This is a genomic window from Solibacillus sp. FSL H8-0538, from assembly GCF_038003525.1.
Lineage (GTDB): Bacteria > Bacillota > Bacilli > Bacillales_A > Planococcaceae > JBBOPI01.
Genome location: NZ_JBBOPI010000001.1, coordinates 2,283,282 through 2,298,735 on the forward strand (window position 1 = coordinate 2,283,282; position 15,454 = coordinate 2,298,735).

Annotated in this window: 21 protein-coding genes and 1 riboswitch; of the genes, 7 read left to right on the forward strand and 14 right to left on the reverse strand. The window is 37.6% G+C overall.

Going from position 1 to position 15,454, the window contains the following annotated elements; genetic code table 11:
* Positions 1-58: 58 nt before the first annotated feature.
* Positions 59-358: a hypothetical protein gene (locus tag MHH87_RS10800; RefSeq protein WP_340749314.1), complete on the forward strand. Its 300-nt coding sequence runs from the start codon at positions 59-61 to the stop codon at positions 356-358.
* 149 nt (positions 359-507) lie between these two features.
* Positions 508-601: riboswitch (glycine riboswitch) on the reverse strand.
* A gap of 134 nt (positions 602-735) precedes the next feature.
* On the opposite strand, the gene MHH87_RS10805 is transcribed toward MHH87_RS10800, so the two are convergent.
* The 7 genes from MHH87_RS10805 to comGA all read right to left on the reverse strand — a co-directional run bounded on the left by MHH87_RS10805 (position 736) and on the right by comGA (position 5,040).
* On the reverse strand, positions 736-1,248 hold the full coding sequence (locus MHH87_RS10805; RefSeq protein ID WP_340749315.1) for a shikimate kinase: 513 nt from the start codon (positions 1,246-1,248) through the stop codon (positions 736-738).
* A 199-nt stretch (positions 1,249-1,447) separates the two neighbouring features.
* On the reverse strand, positions 1,448-1,915 hold the full coding sequence (gene comGF, locus MHH87_RS10810) for a competence type IV pilus minor pilin ComGF (RefSeq protein WP_340749316.1): 468 nt from the start codon (positions 1,913-1,915) through the stop codon (positions 1,448-1,450).
* Entirely contained in the window at positions 1,885-2,199 is a 315-nt protein-coding gene (locus MHH87_RS10815) for a type II secretion system protein (protein ID WP_340749317.1), read from the reverse strand. The genes comGF and MHH87_RS10815 overlap by 31 nt, the downstream gene beginning before the upstream one ends.
* The gene (locus MHH87_RS10820) at positions 2,192-2,683 is read right to left on the reverse strand and encodes a prepilin-type N-terminal cleavage/methylation domain-containing protein (protein ID WP_340749318.1); all 492 of its coding nucleotides are present in this window, start codon (positions 2,681-2,683) and stop codon (positions 2,192-2,194) included. Before MHH87_RS10820 ends, MHH87_RS10815 begins: the two co-directional genes overlap by 8 nt.
* Positions 2,631-2,966: a competence type IV pilus major pilin ComGC gene (comGC, locus tag MHH87_RS10825; protein WP_340749319.1), complete on the reverse strand. Its 336-nt coding sequence runs from the start codon at positions 2,964-2,966 to the stop codon at positions 2,631-2,633. Before comGC ends, MHH87_RS10820 begins: the two co-directional genes overlap by 53 nt.
* A gap of 15 nt (positions 2,967-2,981) precedes the next feature.
* Positions 2,982-4,052, reverse strand: coding sequence for a competence type IV pilus assembly protein ComGB (gene comGB / locus MHH87_RS10830; protein ID WP_340749320.1), 1,071 nt, complete (start codon positions 4,050-4,052; stop codon positions 2,982-2,984).
* Positions 4,033-5,040 (reverse strand): competence type IV pilus ATPase ComGA, encoded by a 1,008-nt coding sequence (comGA, locus tag MHH87_RS10835; RefSeq protein ID WP_340749321.1) that lies wholly within the window; start codon positions 5,038-5,040, stop codon positions 4,033-4,035. Before comGA ends, comGB begins: the two co-directional genes overlap by 20 nt.
* Before the next feature lie 355 nt (positions 5,041-5,395).
* Between comGA and MHH87_RS10840 the strand changes: the two genes are divergently transcribed.
* Positions 5,396-6,145, forward strand: a complete 750-nt coding sequence (locus MHH87_RS10840) for a helix-turn-helix transcriptional regulator (protein WP_340749322.1) — start codon at positions 5,396-5,398, stop codon at positions 6,143-6,145.
* A gap of 116 nt (positions 6,146-6,261) precedes the next feature.
* Positions 6,262-6,504 (forward strand): DUF2626 family protein, encoded by a 243-nt coding sequence (locus MHH87_RS10845; protein ID WP_340749323.1) that lies wholly within the window; start codon positions 6,262-6,264, stop codon positions 6,502-6,504.
* Positions 6,505-6,675: 171 nt separating this feature from the next.
* On the opposite strand, the gene MHH87_RS10850 is transcribed toward MHH87_RS10845, so the two are convergent.
* A complete protein-coding gene (locus tag MHH87_RS10850) occupies positions 6,676-7,320 on the reverse strand; it encodes an MBL fold metallo-hydrolase (RefSeq protein ID WP_340749324.1) in 645 nt (214 codons plus the stop codon).
* Positions 7,321-7,483: 163 nt separating this feature from the next.
* Between MHH87_RS10850 and MHH87_RS10855 the strand changes: the two genes are divergently transcribed.
* A complete protein-coding gene (locus MHH87_RS10855; RefSeq protein ID WP_340749325.1) occupies positions 7,484-7,663 on the forward strand; it encodes a DUF2759 domain-containing protein in 180 nt (59 codons plus the stop codon).
* 92 nt (positions 7,664-7,755) lie between these two features.
* Here MHH87_RS10855 and MHH87_RS10860 read toward each other — a convergent pair whose 3' ends face one another.
* From MHH87_RS10860 to rpmG, 4 genes are all read right to left on the reverse strand, one after another.
* On the reverse strand, positions 7,756-9,651 hold the full coding sequence (locus MHH87_RS10860; RefSeq protein WP_340749326.1) for an LTA synthase family protein: 1,896 nt from the start codon (positions 9,649-9,651) through the stop codon (positions 7,756-7,758).
* Positions 9,652-10,000: 349 nt separating this feature from the next.
* On the reverse strand, positions 10,001-10,204 hold the full coding sequence (locus tag MHH87_RS10865; RefSeq protein WP_340749327.1) for a YqgQ family protein: 204 nt from the start codon (positions 10,202-10,204) through the stop codon (positions 10,001-10,003).
* Positions 10,201-10,788 carry a 5-formyltetrahydrofolate cyclo-ligase gene (locus MHH87_RS10870; RefSeq protein WP_340749328.1) on the reverse strand — a complete coding sequence of 196 codons (588 nt, stop codon included), beginning with the start codon at positions 10,786-10,788 and terminating at the stop codon, positions 10,201-10,203. Before MHH87_RS10870 ends, MHH87_RS10865 begins: the two co-directional genes overlap by 4 nt.
* Before the next feature lie 146 nt (positions 10,789-10,934).
* On the reverse strand, positions 10,935-11,084 hold the full coding sequence (gene rpmG / locus MHH87_RS10875) for a 50S ribosomal protein L33 (protein ID WP_053582877.1): 150 nt from the start codon (positions 11,082-11,084) through the stop codon (positions 10,935-10,937).
* A 165-nt stretch (positions 11,085-11,249) separates the two neighbouring features.
* On the opposite strand from rpmG, the gene MHH87_RS10880 reads away from it, so the two are divergent.
* Positions 11,250-11,699, forward strand: a complete 450-nt coding sequence (locus tag MHH87_RS10880; RefSeq protein ID WP_340749329.1) for a hypothetical protein — start codon at positions 11,250-11,252, stop codon at positions 11,697-11,699.
* Complete coding sequence (locus tag MHH87_RS10885) at positions 11,699-12,199, forward strand: hypothetical protein (protein ID WP_340749330.1); 501 nt, start codon at positions 11,699-11,701, stop codon at positions 12,197-12,199. Before MHH87_RS10880 ends, MHH87_RS10885 begins: the two co-directional genes overlap by 1 nt.
* A gap of 36 nt (positions 12,200-12,235) precedes the next feature.
* Here MHH87_RS10885 and MHH87_RS10890 read toward each other — a convergent pair whose 3' ends face one another.
* A complete protein-coding gene (locus tag MHH87_RS10890) occupies positions 12,236-13,117 on the reverse strand; it encodes a LysR family transcriptional regulator (RefSeq protein WP_340749331.1) in 882 nt (293 codons plus the stop codon).
* Positions 13,118-13,259: 142 nt separating this feature from the next.
* Here MHH87_RS10890 and MHH87_RS10895 point away from each other — a divergent pair, with 142 nt between their 5' ends.
* Positions 13,260-14,471: an MFS transporter gene (locus MHH87_RS10895; RefSeq protein WP_340749332.1), complete on the forward strand. Its 1,212-nt coding sequence runs from the start codon at positions 13,260-13,262 to the stop codon at positions 14,469-14,471.
* Between the two features lie 60 nt (positions 14,472-14,531).
* Here the strand turns inward: MHH87_RS10895 and MHH87_RS10900 are convergent, their stop codons facing one another.
* On the reverse strand, positions 14,532-15,380 hold the full coding sequence (locus MHH87_RS10900) for a DegV family protein (protein ID WP_340749333.1): 849 nt from the start codon (positions 15,378-15,380) through the stop codon (positions 14,532-14,534).
* Positions 15,381-15,454 lie beyond the last annotated feature (74 nt).

Consider the following 15,454-nt stretch of genomic DNA (forward strand, 5'->3'; position numbering starts at 1 on the left):
ATCAAATTCGCCTTAGCGTATTTGCACTTGCCGCTATGCTTTTAAGTGCAGATAAATAATGCATACAGATTTTGAATTGTGCTTGAGCCTGCAGGAGGGACGACACGATATCAGTCATTTCCACGGTCCTACAAGAAGCGACAAATTTAGCGATCATCCTATACTCACTTCAAAATCTGTGACATCCGCCGGACGCTTTATCTTCATTCAGTGGGCGTTTGTACGCCCGCTGAATGAAGATAAAGAAGTGTTGTCAATAGTAGCGTACAAAAAAATGCATTATAAAAACACATCTCGCCACAAGATAGGGCGAGATGATGTCCTTTATTATGTGGTGAAGAAAGATATTCTTTCTTAGCCACTAAAAAAAGACAGAGGAACCCCTTTTACGAGATTCTCTGTCCTTGCACCTGAAAGTTACACCCATAATTGATAGAGAACTATCACATTTTAGGCTTTCCCCTTTGGTGGCTGTATGTTGTATTAATACAGCGCTCTCCAGAGTTGCGTCCTGTACGAGTCTTTTTGCCTGAGAGATTCATAGCGTCTGCTATTTGCTCCTTCGGCGACGTGACTTCACGTTCTCTCCCCGCACAATCATCCGCGATTTCTATTCATAATTTAATGTACAAATATGACGACTCTTAGGCATATCCTAACATTGAATGTAATGAAAAGGCAATCTTTTTTTGATACTACCTCAAAAACGAATGATTTTATACTTTGAAACAGAAATCATTCGCCTTTCAAACGATTCACTTGAAAACCTATATATTCCACAATTTGTCTTAATGAGCGATTTTCCGTTAAAACTTGAATATGCCCAGCATCACGATAAAATTTCTTTCTGTGCTGATACAGCTGTTCTAATTCACCCTTTGTTGAGCTTTGAACGATTGGACGATTTTTATCATTTTTAATACGCATATAAATATCGTCAAATTTCGCATCCAAAAAGAACACTAGTCCCGAACGACGCATAATTCTTCGATTTTCTTCTCGCATAGCTACGCCGCCGCCTGTTGAAATTATGCACGATTCGTTCCGGAAAGAGCGTAAAAATTCAGTTTCAATGTTTCGAAAGTGAGTCTCCCCATATTTTTCAAAAATCTCCGGTATCGTCATTCCTTGCTGTCTAACTATTTCGTGATCCATGTCGTAGTACGGCATTTTTAAAAAGTAGCTTAACCTTCTCCCAATCGCACTTTTTCCACAACCCATAAATCCAACTAAATATATTTTCCGCATGCCAGTCACCTTCTTTATTACTTCAACCTACTACCATTATCTATCAATTTTTTCTAGTACGTTTATCGTAGCACGAACATTGACAGATTCCAATGAATTATAAGTTTTTATTTGTGCATTAAAGGTATTTATATACAGTAGGCATGCACCAGTGACGACAAAAAGTAACACGATTGCAATAGGAAATAATAATCCTCGTTCATTTGCTAGTAGTTGGGACAATAAAGATCCTCTCCCTTTTCACACCATTTTTCATCGTAACTTGCAGCAGTAGCTCATTTCCATTAACTGAAAACGTCGCAGAATCAACAAAGCCAAGCATAATTTCATTGCCCCCTAAAGTCGATGCTTTGCGAATATGCTTTTCTGATTTTTCGATAATATATATTTTTTGCTCACCAAACATATGTGCATTCACTTTAATCCCAGCGCCTCTACTCAGTAGCTCGAATTCTTTTGAGTGGAGTAAATACTGATTCACGTCAAATACAAAGAGCTCCCAGTTAATTTGATCCTTCATCTTGTCGATTGTTTGAAATTGAGTAAACCACATAATAATTAAAATAACAATTTGTGCGAATAACATAAATACAATTAGCTGAAAAACTGCTTCAATGAATGTATATCCCGCATCGCCTAAGTAGGATCGCCGTTTTGGTATACGCATTTTTGTCGTTCCTCATGTATATTTTCAAATCGTATACAGATTACACCACGATCATACGACCACGTATAGACAACATCATCTATAAACTGCGCGCCTGCTTGTTCACCGTATTGCTGTGCAACTAATGCACCGTTTAGAGCAACCTCACTCGCATGCACTTCTAGTTTTTTATTATGCAGTGTAGTGCGCAACTGGTGCGTCATCGGGATTAGAGCACTTGTCAGCAGAAATAAAATTACAACAGCCAAAATTGTTTCCATGAAGGAAATTCCATGCTCATTCAAGTAATAAAAACCTCCCTTTCCCCATGTTAATGGAGTAACTTATTGACTCATCCCCCATTTCAAATATAATTCGTCCTGTATTATAAATATTTCCGAAGCTATTAAAGTCAATTCTTCTCGAAGCTGTTACTACGTATACACTCATCCCCTCTGGAAAATCTTGCACATATATGGGCGCATCGTAATAACCGCGATGAATAAGAAGACGTTTCCCAAATTCAACATAACAGAAAATTGCGTTTTCTTCTTCAATTGCTTGCATTTGAGCTGCACGGATTGTTAATTCAAACTGATCAACCGTTTTCATAAAGGTGTAATGCACAAGTTTCTTATGGGAAAATTGAAAAACGACGAGGCAGATAATACTTACGACAAATAATACGGCGAGCATTTCAATTAATGTATGACCATACTCATTTGAAACGAATCTACTACGGCGATTCATTACTATTGCTTGGTGCTTTACTCGATGCGGTTTTAACATGTCCACCTTCCTCAATGATGATTGTCTCACCGTTTGGGCACGTTGTATTTTCTGTTTGCAAATATTGATTATCAACTAAATCTTGCATCGTTGGATACTTCATCGTTTCTACTCGATATGCCTCGACTTGTCCTTGTACCATATTGACATACGCATCGCAGCCCTTTGCATCTATGGAAGCAAAATGCTTTGTCACGTTTGGAATCGTGACTAAAATCAGCACTGAAATAATTAATAAAACAATTAACATCTCAATAAGTGTAAAGCCTCGTTCATTTTTCAAACATTCGTTCTCCTCTCAAATAAAATCGAGTAAGTTGTACATCGGAATCAAAATACTTAAATATGCGGCAATGACACAAGCAGCAATCATTATAAACATTACAGGCTGAATAATCGCCATCGTCGTTCGAATAATCGTTTGTAGTCGGGCCTCTAATAGCTCACAATAAATGATTAATTCTCGGCCAAGTAAACCACTTGCTTCTCCATGTGCAATAAACTGTTCAAACTTCGGGAAGAAATATCCGAGCTGCTTTACAGTTAGCGCAAGACTGTCCCCAAAAATAATTCGCTTCTGCATCACCCCAGCAACATATGCAAGTTGTGCCTGATGTTCCTGCTGCTTCAGATGCTCAAGTGCTTGTTGTAGAGAAAAGCCAGTTAACAGTAAATTGCCAAGAGAGCGCCCAAATTGCCGCGTTAAAATAAGCTTCCAAAAATAACCGATGACCGGTAATTTAAATAATATATTCAGTTGAATATCTACACGTTTTCGTTGAATATAAAAAAACATTCCGAATATGCCAAGTGCCAATAAACATCCAACTGCAATAAAATAATCTGGCATGTGCAAAAAAAATTTTGACCACTGAATGCTTGACGTTTCTTGTCCTTGTGCTCTCGAAGTAACCATCAAAGATATATTCGGTAAGAAATATGTGCGAAATGCAATAAATAAACTAATTAAAAATATGAAGAGAATTGTCGGATACGTCAGAAGTTTTATTAGTTGGGCCTTCATTTTAGTAAAAAACTCCAGTTGTTGGGCTACAATCTCTAATGTTTCTGCGAGCTGACCTGTTGCTTCGGCAAGCTCAATTGCAACTAAGTATTGTTTATTAATGCCAAAAAGTTGCAACACCTGAGTCGGGCTACCCCCATTATGCAATGTATCTTTAACAGTTTGCCGCCAGTACTCATAATTTTTCACATGATACGGCAACAACATATCTACACAATCCGCAAAAGTATAGCCTTCCTTCAGCAATGTTCCCATGCGTTGTAAAAATTCCGGAACTTGTGCCACTTTAAGCCGATTTCTTTCGGCAATCGTCTGACTATAAAGCTTACGAAGTGGAAGGTACATAACTGTCTACCTCAAATCGCTTTAATTGACCTGTAAGTGTCGTTGCGAATGGTAAGTCATAGGATTCACCATGCATTAATGCCATCATTGCCTCACCCAAATTTGCTTCAGCAAGTACTTCTATCAATGCCTTTCGCTCTTCTGTGGGTGTAGTAATTAATGTTTGCGCAACAATGCCGACTAGTGTTTGACGCAGTTCCTCAATCGACAATCCAAGATCAAGTAAACGGTATAAACAATTCACCGTATCTTTCGCATGAATTGTCGATAACACAAGATGGCCAGTTAATGCTGCCTCCATTGCAATTTTTGCAGTTTCTTTATCACGGATTTCTCCAATCATAATGACATCGGGCGAATGCCTTAAAATCGCCTTTAATCCCGAGGCATAAGACACACCTGCCCGTTCATTTACTTGAATTTGAAGTAACTGCTCCTGACTACTTTCAACTGGATCTTCTAGTGAAATGACATGGCGCCCTAAGTTTCTACTACAATATTGAACTAATGAATAAAGGGAAGTGGTTTTTCCAGAGCCGGTTGCCCCGCTAAATAGTAGGAGTCCTTGAGGCTGCTCTACAAGCGAGTATAGTTGCAGAGCAGCGCTACTCTTGTAGCATAGTGAAGTAAGTGGAAGTGCATAGTTCTGACGTAGTAATCGAATTGCTAAACTTTCCTTTGCAAAAGCAGAAGGTAGTGTGGAAACACGAAACGCAAATAAGTTATCCTGCACTTCTTTTTGAAAGGAGCCGCTTTGAGGTTTACGCTTTTCACTTATATCAAGTGATGATAAAAACTTAAAGTAGGAGATGACGCGCCCCGCAATATCGTTCGGTAGCTCTCCTGCTTGAATAAATCTGCCGTATTTCCGAAACATAATGGCGTAATTATGTTCAGCTGGTACAAGATGTAAATCGGAAGCACCAAAATGACAAGCTTTTAGCAATAGTTGTTCGCTCTTTGTTTCAATGACGGATTCCATTTCCATTTATGAACACCTCTTTTCTTCGTCGTTTAGAAAAATAACTTTCTTAACGACATAAGTAGAGACATCATCTCGCTCAATTTTGAGCAAGATTTGTCTTTCTAATGTTATAAATGACCGCAATGCTATCTTAGCGCCATTATATAACTAGAACGAAAAGAGATGAAGTCATTTTCAGAAAATTTCTATTTAGCTCCTTTTTTTACACCAAAAAATGATATTCTTCTAGAATATTGGGGATAGATACTTAATATTTGAATAAATCGAATACTACTATCATTTTTCGTATAGTTTTTTTAAAATACACTGCTTTTCATGCGTACATGCAATATAATAACTACTATAAGAAGTAATTTGTGTGGAAACATTTATATATCAAATAGATCGAGGTGAAGAAATGGTGTTACATCCATTGAAGATAACTAGCACATTAGCAGATGAAACACGCTATAATATTTATGAACATATGCTCCAGCAAAAAACATACTTCACCGTTCAAGAAATCGCTGACCAGTTTAGCATTCATCCAAATGTAGCGCGCCTACATTTAACAAAGCTTTCTGAGATTGGCATCATCAGCGCAGACTACTTGAAAACTGGAAAAGGTGGCCGTCCTGGTCGTGTTTATAAAACAACAGATGAAGGTGTCACATTAACTTTCCCAAAGCGGCAGGAGCCACTGTTACTTAATTGGACTTTGCAATTAATAGCGCAAATAGGCGATACAGCAATCGAACATGGACAACATATAAGTTATGAGGACGGACTGACGATGATGAAATCGTTTTTATTATCAAAATCAAAAGGCAAAGTTCTTACTTTAGAAGAAAAAGTTGAAGTTTTAACCGAAAGTTCCACACTAATTGGTTATGTGCCTCAAATTATTGATGAGGGGGAAAATAAAAAAATACTATTTACCATTTATAATTGCCCATTCAGTTCTCAGATAACTCAGTATGGAGAAATCGCTTGTGCCTTACACGAATCTTACTTAAAAGGTCAAATGGACGCACTTTTCCAAACAAATGAATTCGTTCAGGTAGAGAGCATGGTGCATCATTGTGACTTCTGCAAGTATGAAATTGACATAGATAATTCAAATTCATAAAAATTTCTACTTGTTTGTCACAACTATTCTATAAGTTCAGGTTTACATTATACAGTTAAATCATTTATAATAGACGAGAGTTATTGTATCCGTTGGCAAAAGGAGGGGAATTCTTCATGGGTAATATGTATAAAGTTTTGGCTTTCTGGACAGGTATCTTCGCCGTTATGTTCTACCTTGGTGGTATGAACGAGGTTTCGCTATTATTCGTAGGTAATACAGGTTTATTTCTATTATTAGGTTTCTTAAACCTTTCAGAACGCATGTACATGTACATTTTTGGCGCGTATTTAACTGTATTTTTCGCAGGATTTACGTATTTTACAACATTCGTGCACACACCTGGTGCAGGACATTAATTTATGCCAACACCGACTAACTAAGGTTAGTCGGTGTTTTTTTGTAGATAAACATTAGAAAGACACATCTCGCTAAAATTAGGGCGAGATGCTGTCCTTACTTATGTAGATAAGAAAGTTATACTTTCTTATCTACAAATAAAGCGAATGGGGATGCCCATTCGCTTTATTTTAAAATCCATTTAAAAACGGATTCGTGTCCATTTCAGTTGCTGGTGTTGTATAACTACCATGACCTGGATAAATAATTGTGTCCTCTGGCAAACTAAGAAGTTTGTCATGAATCGATTGTAGCAATAGCTTTTCAGAACCACCCGGTAAATCTGTACGTCCAATGCTACGCTCAAATAATGTATCCCCGACAATCGCAAAGCCGTCCTCTTCAAAAATAAATGAAATACTACCCGGTGAATGACCCGGTGTAAATACTGCACTAAATTTGAAATCACCTAGTTCAATTACTTGCTCTTTGCGAATAATATGTGCTTCTTCAGGCTCCTTCACCGCGTAATTTGGTAACTCTGCATATTTTCCAGAACCATTTTTATACGGATCCGATAGCCAAGATACTTCCTTCTCGTGAATATAAAGTGGTAATTCAAACGTTTCTCTTACCGCATCTACCGCACCGATGTGATCAAAATGTGCATGCGTTAAGAAAATTGCAAGCGGCTTAAGCCCTTTACTACGAATTTCTTTAATAATACGTCCTGCTTCCTCACCTGGATCAAAAATTAAACAGTCTTTATTTTTATTGCTGACAATATAGCAATTTGTTTGTATTGGTCCTAAACTATATGCTCGTACATTTAACAACTTCCATCACCTCACTTCCATTATACATTTTTCCGTAAAAGCTGACGATAGAATTCGACTAAACATCATTTTTCTTCTCGACAAAAGAGAGGTAAAGCTTTACAATAGAGAAGGAATATTGTTTGCGACATTCATTTTCTGATGTCGAAAGGAGTGTCTTTTAATGAACTTATTAATGGTTATTTTCGGTTTAATAGCTATTTTTGCAGTAGTTGGTACTTTCCAAGCAATCAAAGAAAAAAACATTCTTAGTATTGTTTTTAACTTTGGCGCAGCAGCTATCTTCGGATGGTTCGTTGTTATGACAGTATTAAACGCTGGTTACCCACCGACTCACCACTAATAGCAAGAAAAAGAAGCATTGCCAACATGGCAGTGCTTCTTTTTTATTTACCCATTTAGAAAGGCGCCTCCTTTATAGGAGACGCCTTTTATTTATTCTACAGAGCCTTCAATCAAATTCCCTGTTTCAGAATCATAGAAACGAAGTAAATCGCCATTGATAATTGCATCGGAATTATCTAGCTCAACTGTGGATCGGTCAATATATGGCTGACAGCTTGCCACGTCAATTTCTTCACCTGTTTCACGGTCATAACATACTTCATTTGCATACACATATTTATCTGTTACGAATCTGCCGTCACGGAAGATGACGAAATCCTCATGCTCTTCAGAGAATAAATCAGCACCTAGCTGCATGTCTTTTGATGTATCAATACCTAGTAAGTGAAGAATTGTCGGACGTAAATCCATTTGTCCTGAAACTTCTTCCATTACTTGACCATCATTTGACCCAGGAATATGAACGAATAATGGCACTGATTGCAGTAATGCACTGTCATACGGCGTAATTTCTTCCTTACCTAAATACATAGCCATCGCTTTATTATGGTTTTCAGAAATACCGTAGTGATCTCCGTACATCACGATAATTGAATTGTCATATAACCCTTTTTCTTTTAAATCATCAAAGAATTCTTTAATTGACTCGTCCATATAGCGTACTGTTTGGAAATAACGGTTTAATGTTCCAGAACTTGATGTATACTCATCAATCATAATATCCTCGTCTTCTAAGTAGAAAGGATAATGGTTCGTTAACGTAATCATACGGCTATAGAACGGCTGTGGCATCTCTTTCATTAGGTCTGTTGATTGCTCGAAGAACGGAATATCTTTCAAGCCCCAGTTTACTGAATTTTCATCTGTAACTTCATATGAATCAATATCATAAAATTTATCAATATCAAATGATTGATAAATCATATCTCGATTCCAGAACGATTTATTATTTGAGTGCATTACGTTTGTGAAATAATCATTTTCGCCTAAGCGTTCCGCAAGTGTATTATACGTATTTCCACCATGCGTAAAGAATACAGCACCTCGACCTAAACCAAATAATGAGTTTTCAAAAATAAACTCAGAATCCGACGTTTTCCCTAACCCTGTTTGGTGATAGAAATTATTGAAATAATACGTATCTTTATCTTTTGTTAACGAATTTAAAAATGGCGATACTTCTTGACCGTTCATTTCATTGTTAATGACAAAGTTTTGTAATGATTCAAGTGAAACAACAATTAAGTTACGGCCAGCATATTTACCAAACATTTCAACGTTCGGTTCCGCTTGGTTGGCACGTACATAGTTATTTACCTCGACAAGCTCACTGCCATCAGCAAGTGCGCGTTGTGCAGAGGATTTTGATTGGATATAAATATCATATAAATGATAGTTGTAAGTTCCAATATTTTTCACGAGTAATTCTCGGTCAAAGCTTCGTGTTAATAACTGTGGACGCTCTGTTTCTGCTAATCCTAAATTTAAAAACAATACAGCGGCTGCTAATACGAAATACGCTTTTCGTGCATCTTTACGGACAACTAATTCTTGTTTAGTTTTCGGTACTAATTTGATTACTACTAATAAGGCAATCACATCAACAAAGTATAAAATGTCCCATATACTAATGATCGCTGCTGCTGATGTTCCTAGCTCACCAAAATTGCTCGTTTGAAACAATACTGGTAGCGTAATAAAATCATTATAGAAACGATAAAATGCAACGTTTCCATAGAGCACAACTGCTAAAATTATACTAATAGTAACAATATAGCGATTTCTCGCCTTTGCTGATTTGAAAAATAAAGATAATCCGTAAATAAATAATATAAAGCTCAATGGATTAATAATCAAAATAAATATTTGCATCGCGTTTTCAAGCTTCATATCAAAGCTTGTTTCATATACAATGACAGTTTTAATCCATGTCGCAAGTATGGCAACCGCTAATATCGAATGTTTAGGCCATTTTAATGACTTCATTCCTAACATCCTCTCCTACTTCTCTATAAGTTTAAAATTTTATTCAACAATAATAATTGCAATGAAACAAAGTATATAGTAATCCTTTTTGTTTGTTAAAGCAATAGTAATTAGTTGGCAAATAAAAATTCGCAAATTTCATGAAATCCGTTTCCCCTTAATAGTACGTTTGACGAACAAAAAAGTTTCACTAAACGCGAAAACAGTGAATATATCCACTGTTCACAAAGGGTATTTTAATTCATTGCAACCCAGTTTCCTCTTTAAAACCAAGAAAGTTCCCACGTTAAATTTCCCATATAATTACTTTGTTGCACAAAAATGATAAGACAGATTATACTACAATCTTTTAATTTATTCCTGCTTGAAGCTTTGTCGCTTCTTGACGTAGTAATAATAATGCCATTTGGTAGTCACGAATATCTAACACATTCGCTTTGTATAATTCTTTAATTTCATCTTCCATTAACGCTAAATCACCTAAACGATCTAATGTATAAATGTACGTTCCATATTTTTTTAATAAGTTAATAATATCTAACATTGATTTCACGATGATAGCTCCTTTCGATTCGACTTACAATCGATGCGAATTTCTTCCGTTAATATCGTATGTACCGGTAAATCGTAGCATTCATTCGGTACACATTCTGTTATTTGCTCGTTGAAGGCTAGTGAGATGAGTGTTCCTGAAAACCCCTGCAAATAGCGGTCATAATAGCCCCCACCATAACCAATTCGATATCCACGATGATCAAAAACGATTCCTGGCACGATGATGACATCAAGATCCTCTTTTGGTACTAATGCCGCGATATCGGTTCTTGGCTCAAGTATGTCCATATAGGCACGTTCTGTTTGAAAGAACCCGTCAATTTCATAAAATGCCATTTCTTTCGTCGCTGGCTTACATTTCGGCACAGCTACTCGTTTTCCAAGTCTCCATAATTCCTCGATAATCGCAATTGTATCCACTTCCGGACGATTTGACATCGTAACAGCAATCGTTTTTCCTTCAATAATTGAAGGTTCTTGAAAAAGTTGCTTCGCAATTGCTAATGAGCGTGCTTTATATTGTTCATACGTTAAACTTAGCAAAAATTGGCGCATATTTTGGCGCATCTCTTTTTTTTCCACAATTATCCCCTACCTTCATTAGAAAGACACATCTCACCCGAAGGTAAAGCGAGTTGATGTCCTTTATTATGCGGATAAGAAAGGACTACTTCCCTTTCCACTAAAAGTAAAAAGCCAAAACCACAAGTGGCTTTGGCAATGAGCAATTACTTTGTTTCACGGTGAGTAGTGTATTTCTTCTCACGAGAGCAATATTTTTTAAGTTCAAGACGCTCTGGATTGTTACGCTTGTTCTTTTTTGAAATATAGTTACGTTCGCCGCAATCTGTGCAAGCTAAAGTAATATTTACGCGCATCATTAACCCTCCCACTCTAATTCAAGAATTCTAATTTAAAATTGAGCATGATTTATACGACTAACCCATTATAACACAATCTGAAAAAAAATCTAGCGTCATTTAATATTAAGTTGTCCTATGTTAAAATAAATATGAAATTACATAAATTCAGGGGGCAAAACGATGGATTTAGAATCTATTTTAATGATTGTCGGTATTTTCTTTATCGCGGTGTCATTGTTCTTCAAAGATAAAGCAAAGAAAGTCGAAAATGATCTTGAGGATCTTTCCATTAATATTTACCAAGAAGCGAATTCATTAAAGCGCCGATTAAAGATAGTGGAAGAAGAGTTAATGCTTGAACCAAACTTTCAAGTTTCCTCACCAAAATCCGTACAGATAAAACAGCAGCAATCAATGGATGCTTTTCAGCAAGTAGCAGCTCAAGTTCGTGCAGGACAAGCACCACAAGCTGTCCCGCTACAACCGTCAGCTACCAAACCAATTAATAGCATTTTAGTAAGCCAAGTAATTGCACTCAATAAACAAGGCTTATCAATTGAAGAGATTAGTAAGCGTTCAACATTATCAGCAGGACAAATTCAATCCATCCTTGCTTCTGGAGGCCGCTAATGAGAACATCACTTCGTTCATTCGGCATCGGACTATTTTTAGCAGGCGCAGTTTTGACAGTAGGGGAAAAATTTGACGTACCTTTTCTAACAAATAATGATGAGCAATCTGTTTCTTCCTATAAAAAGCAAATTCGCGAACTAGAAGATCAGCTAAACTCTCTTGAAAAAGGAAATCCTATTGAACAATCATTTGAAGAAGAAAATACTACAACAGAAGCTGAGCCCCAGGTTTCAGATGCACAGCCCACCAAAACCGTTTCTTCCGATGATACTACTGACGTTAGAGAAGCAACAATCTATGTATACGATGGCATGTCCCTTTATGATATTGGGGAGCAGGTTGAAGATTTAGGCATTGTCGAAAATGGTCGTCAAGTGGAATTATATTTGTCGAAGCCTGAATACTCCCGCTCAGTACAAAAGGGCGCGTTCGATTTGCGTTCCGATATGACATTAGAGGAAATTGCTAAAACGATTACCGGAAAAAAATTAAATTAATTGAAAGTGAGTCAGCTTATAATAGCCGGCTCACTTTTAGTTTTCCTTAAAATATTGCTTTACATAGGTGCTAAACTGTTCGGTGACGGCACTTATAAAACGATTTTCCATATAGGCAATTCCAATCTCCCGCTTGCAATTTTCCGCAGCGACTGGAATTACATGTAGTCGGTACTGTTCAAGTCCCTTTATATGAGGAATTAGTGACACGCCAAGCCCACTTTCTACAAGCCCGGCAACCGTATGAATCTCCTCCCCCTCAAACGCTACATTTAGTACAAAACCCTCCTGACGGTAAAGCTCATCCACCGATTTGCGCAAGGAGTTGCCCTTTTTAATCGAAATAAATGGCTCGGCGGCAAATTGCTCAAGCTTCACGCTTTGCTCACCGACTAATGGATGTTCATATGGCACGATTAAAAATAATTCCTCATCCCAAAGCTTTTCCCAATGTACATGATGACCCAACTCCACTGAAGAAATTAAACATAAATCAAGATCCCCAGCTTCAAGTTTATGAAGCAACACGCCCGAATTACTTTGCGTTAGCTGAAACTTCATTTGCGGATACACATTGCGCACATCCGTCAACAGTGCCGGTATAACCTGCAAGCCTAGTGTATGCATAAAACCAATCGACACCTCTCCTTGACCAGGTGCTATTAAATTCGTTAAATCCTCTCGGGCACGATCATATTCTCGTAAAATTAGCTCAGTTCGCTCTAAAAAAAATTTACCGTATCGATTGAGCCGAATCGAACGCCCATTACGATCAAAAAGCGGTACACCAAGACTTGCCTCGAGCTGAGAGATGGATTTACTTAGTGCAGGCTGCGTAATATGTAGTTGTTCAGCTGCGCGTGACATATTTTCTAGTTTGGCAACTAATTTAAAATATATTAATGGCATTAGTTCCATACTCAACGTCCTTTCTTATAACTTTTTTTTATAAGTGACATAAAAACAATGAATTATCATTATAGTTCTTTTCTTATTATAATGAAGGAAACATAAAAGTTCAAAAAAATGTCAAAATTCGAACGATAAAGAGGTAGACAATATGACCTATATTCAAAAAGGAACAAAGCCATTTAAGCTCGCCAATTTAGCTTTATTTGCAGCTGGTTTCATTACATTTGCAAACCTATATATAACGCAGCCACTACTACCACAATTTTCACAGGAATTTAATGTCTCACCAGCAATGGCGAGTTTATCACTTTCCCTAACGACAATTATGTTATCAGTCAGCTTAATTTTATTTGGCTCTTTGTCGGAGGCTTGGGGGCGTAAACGGTTAATGACGGCATCTATTTTTGCAGCATCCGTGCTAACGATTGCACTCGCTTTTTCGCCAACCTTTGAAGTGTTACTATTACTTCGAATTGTGCAAGGCTTTGTATTCGCTGGTGTACCTGCCATAGCAATGGCCTATTTAGGAGAAGAAATGGAGCCTACTAGTCTTGGAGTAGCAATGGGGCTCTATATTAGTGGCAACTCTGTCGGAGGTTTAGCTGGGCGTGTCATTATGGGGACGATGACAGATTTATTTAACTGGCAAATTGGTATGATTTTTATTGGGTTACTCAGTTTAGCCGTGAGCGCGTATTTTGTATGGGCATTACCTGATTCAAGGCATTTCAAGCCGCGTCCGCTACAATTTAAAGCCTTAACTACGTCACTGTTCCAACATCTTAAGGACCCCGGTTTACTATGCTTATTTGGCATTGGCTTTACGTTAATGGGTGGGTTTGTCACACTGTATAACTATATTAGCTTCAAACTTATTGCCCCGCCGTATAATTTAAGCACGACGATTGTTGGATGGATTTTCATCGTCTATTTAGTAGGAACATTTAGCTCGGCGTGGTTCGGTAGTTTGTCTGATCGCTTTGGTCGTCAACAGGTACTCTATGCGGGGATTGCGATTATGCTGTTAGGGGCACTAAGTACGTTACCGGTTAGCCTTTGGATGAAGCTCTTCGGTATTACAGTCTTTACATTTGGGTTCTTCGGTGCGCATTCCATCGCGAGTGGTTGGGTGAGTAAGCGCGCCATACAAGATAAAGCACAAGCTTCTTCTCTTTATTTATTTTCTTATTATTTTGGTTCAAGCATTGGAGGAACATCTGGCGGCTTCTTCTGGATTCACTGGGGCTGGAACGGAATTATCGCGTTCATTAGCTGCTCACTTCTATTATCGTTCGCATTAGCCATGACACTTAGCTGGTTGAATCGTACAGTGACCAGTCAAACGGAAGCGCATATTTAAGAAATTTAAACTTTATAAACCACTAAAAAAGCTTCCGGGTTCGTCCCGAAAGCTACTCGTTTATTGTCGTACCCAGCTAAGGCCTACTGTTCCTTCGCCTGCGTGTACACCTACGCATGCTGATAATGGCAGTACGATAAATTTTGTATCTATGTACTGCTTTTCCAAGTCGTTCTTCCATGCAATTGCGCCCTCTTCATTATTACAGTGAATAACAGCTACTTCTGAAACATTTGATGCTTCACGTGCCTTATTTAATAAATTTACCACGTAATTGCGGGCACGCTTATCCGCTCGTACCTTTTCAATCATTTTACAAAAGCCGTTATCAAATGCAATAACAAGTTTAATATTTAATAAGTTACTTAAAAAAGCTGCGGTTCCGGAAACACGTCCACTTTTATGCAGCTGCGTTAAATTCGACGGAATAAATGATAATTCTGAACGCGTCGTCATATCCTCAAGTTCAGCAACAATTTCCTCTGGCTCACTTCCGCCTGCTACCATTTCTATTCCTTTTTCAAGCATTTTACCCATTGGAAACGACCCGATTTTCGAATCAATTGGATAACATTTGAAACCCGCTTGCTCTGACGCCATAAATGCACTATTGAATGTACCAGACAGTTGAACAGATGTATGCACAGCTATCGCACAATCATATCCTTCCGACTTTAGCTTTTCATATAATGCTACGTGCTCACCGAAGTTCGGTTGTGATGTTTTCGGATGCACTTTTGCTACGCGCAATTTATCGTAAAACTCATTTTGTGTCATATCCACCGTTTCACGAAAAGCGCCTTCTTCAAATACAATATTTAATGCTAATACATGTATATTATGGTCATTAATAAACTCTTCTTTTAATAATGCAGCTGTATCTGTCACCCATGCAATTTTCTTTCCCATTTTGACTCCCCTTGATGTGATTTTTCTATTTTAAGAACACTGTATAGATAATAGCACTACTAACACAGTGACAA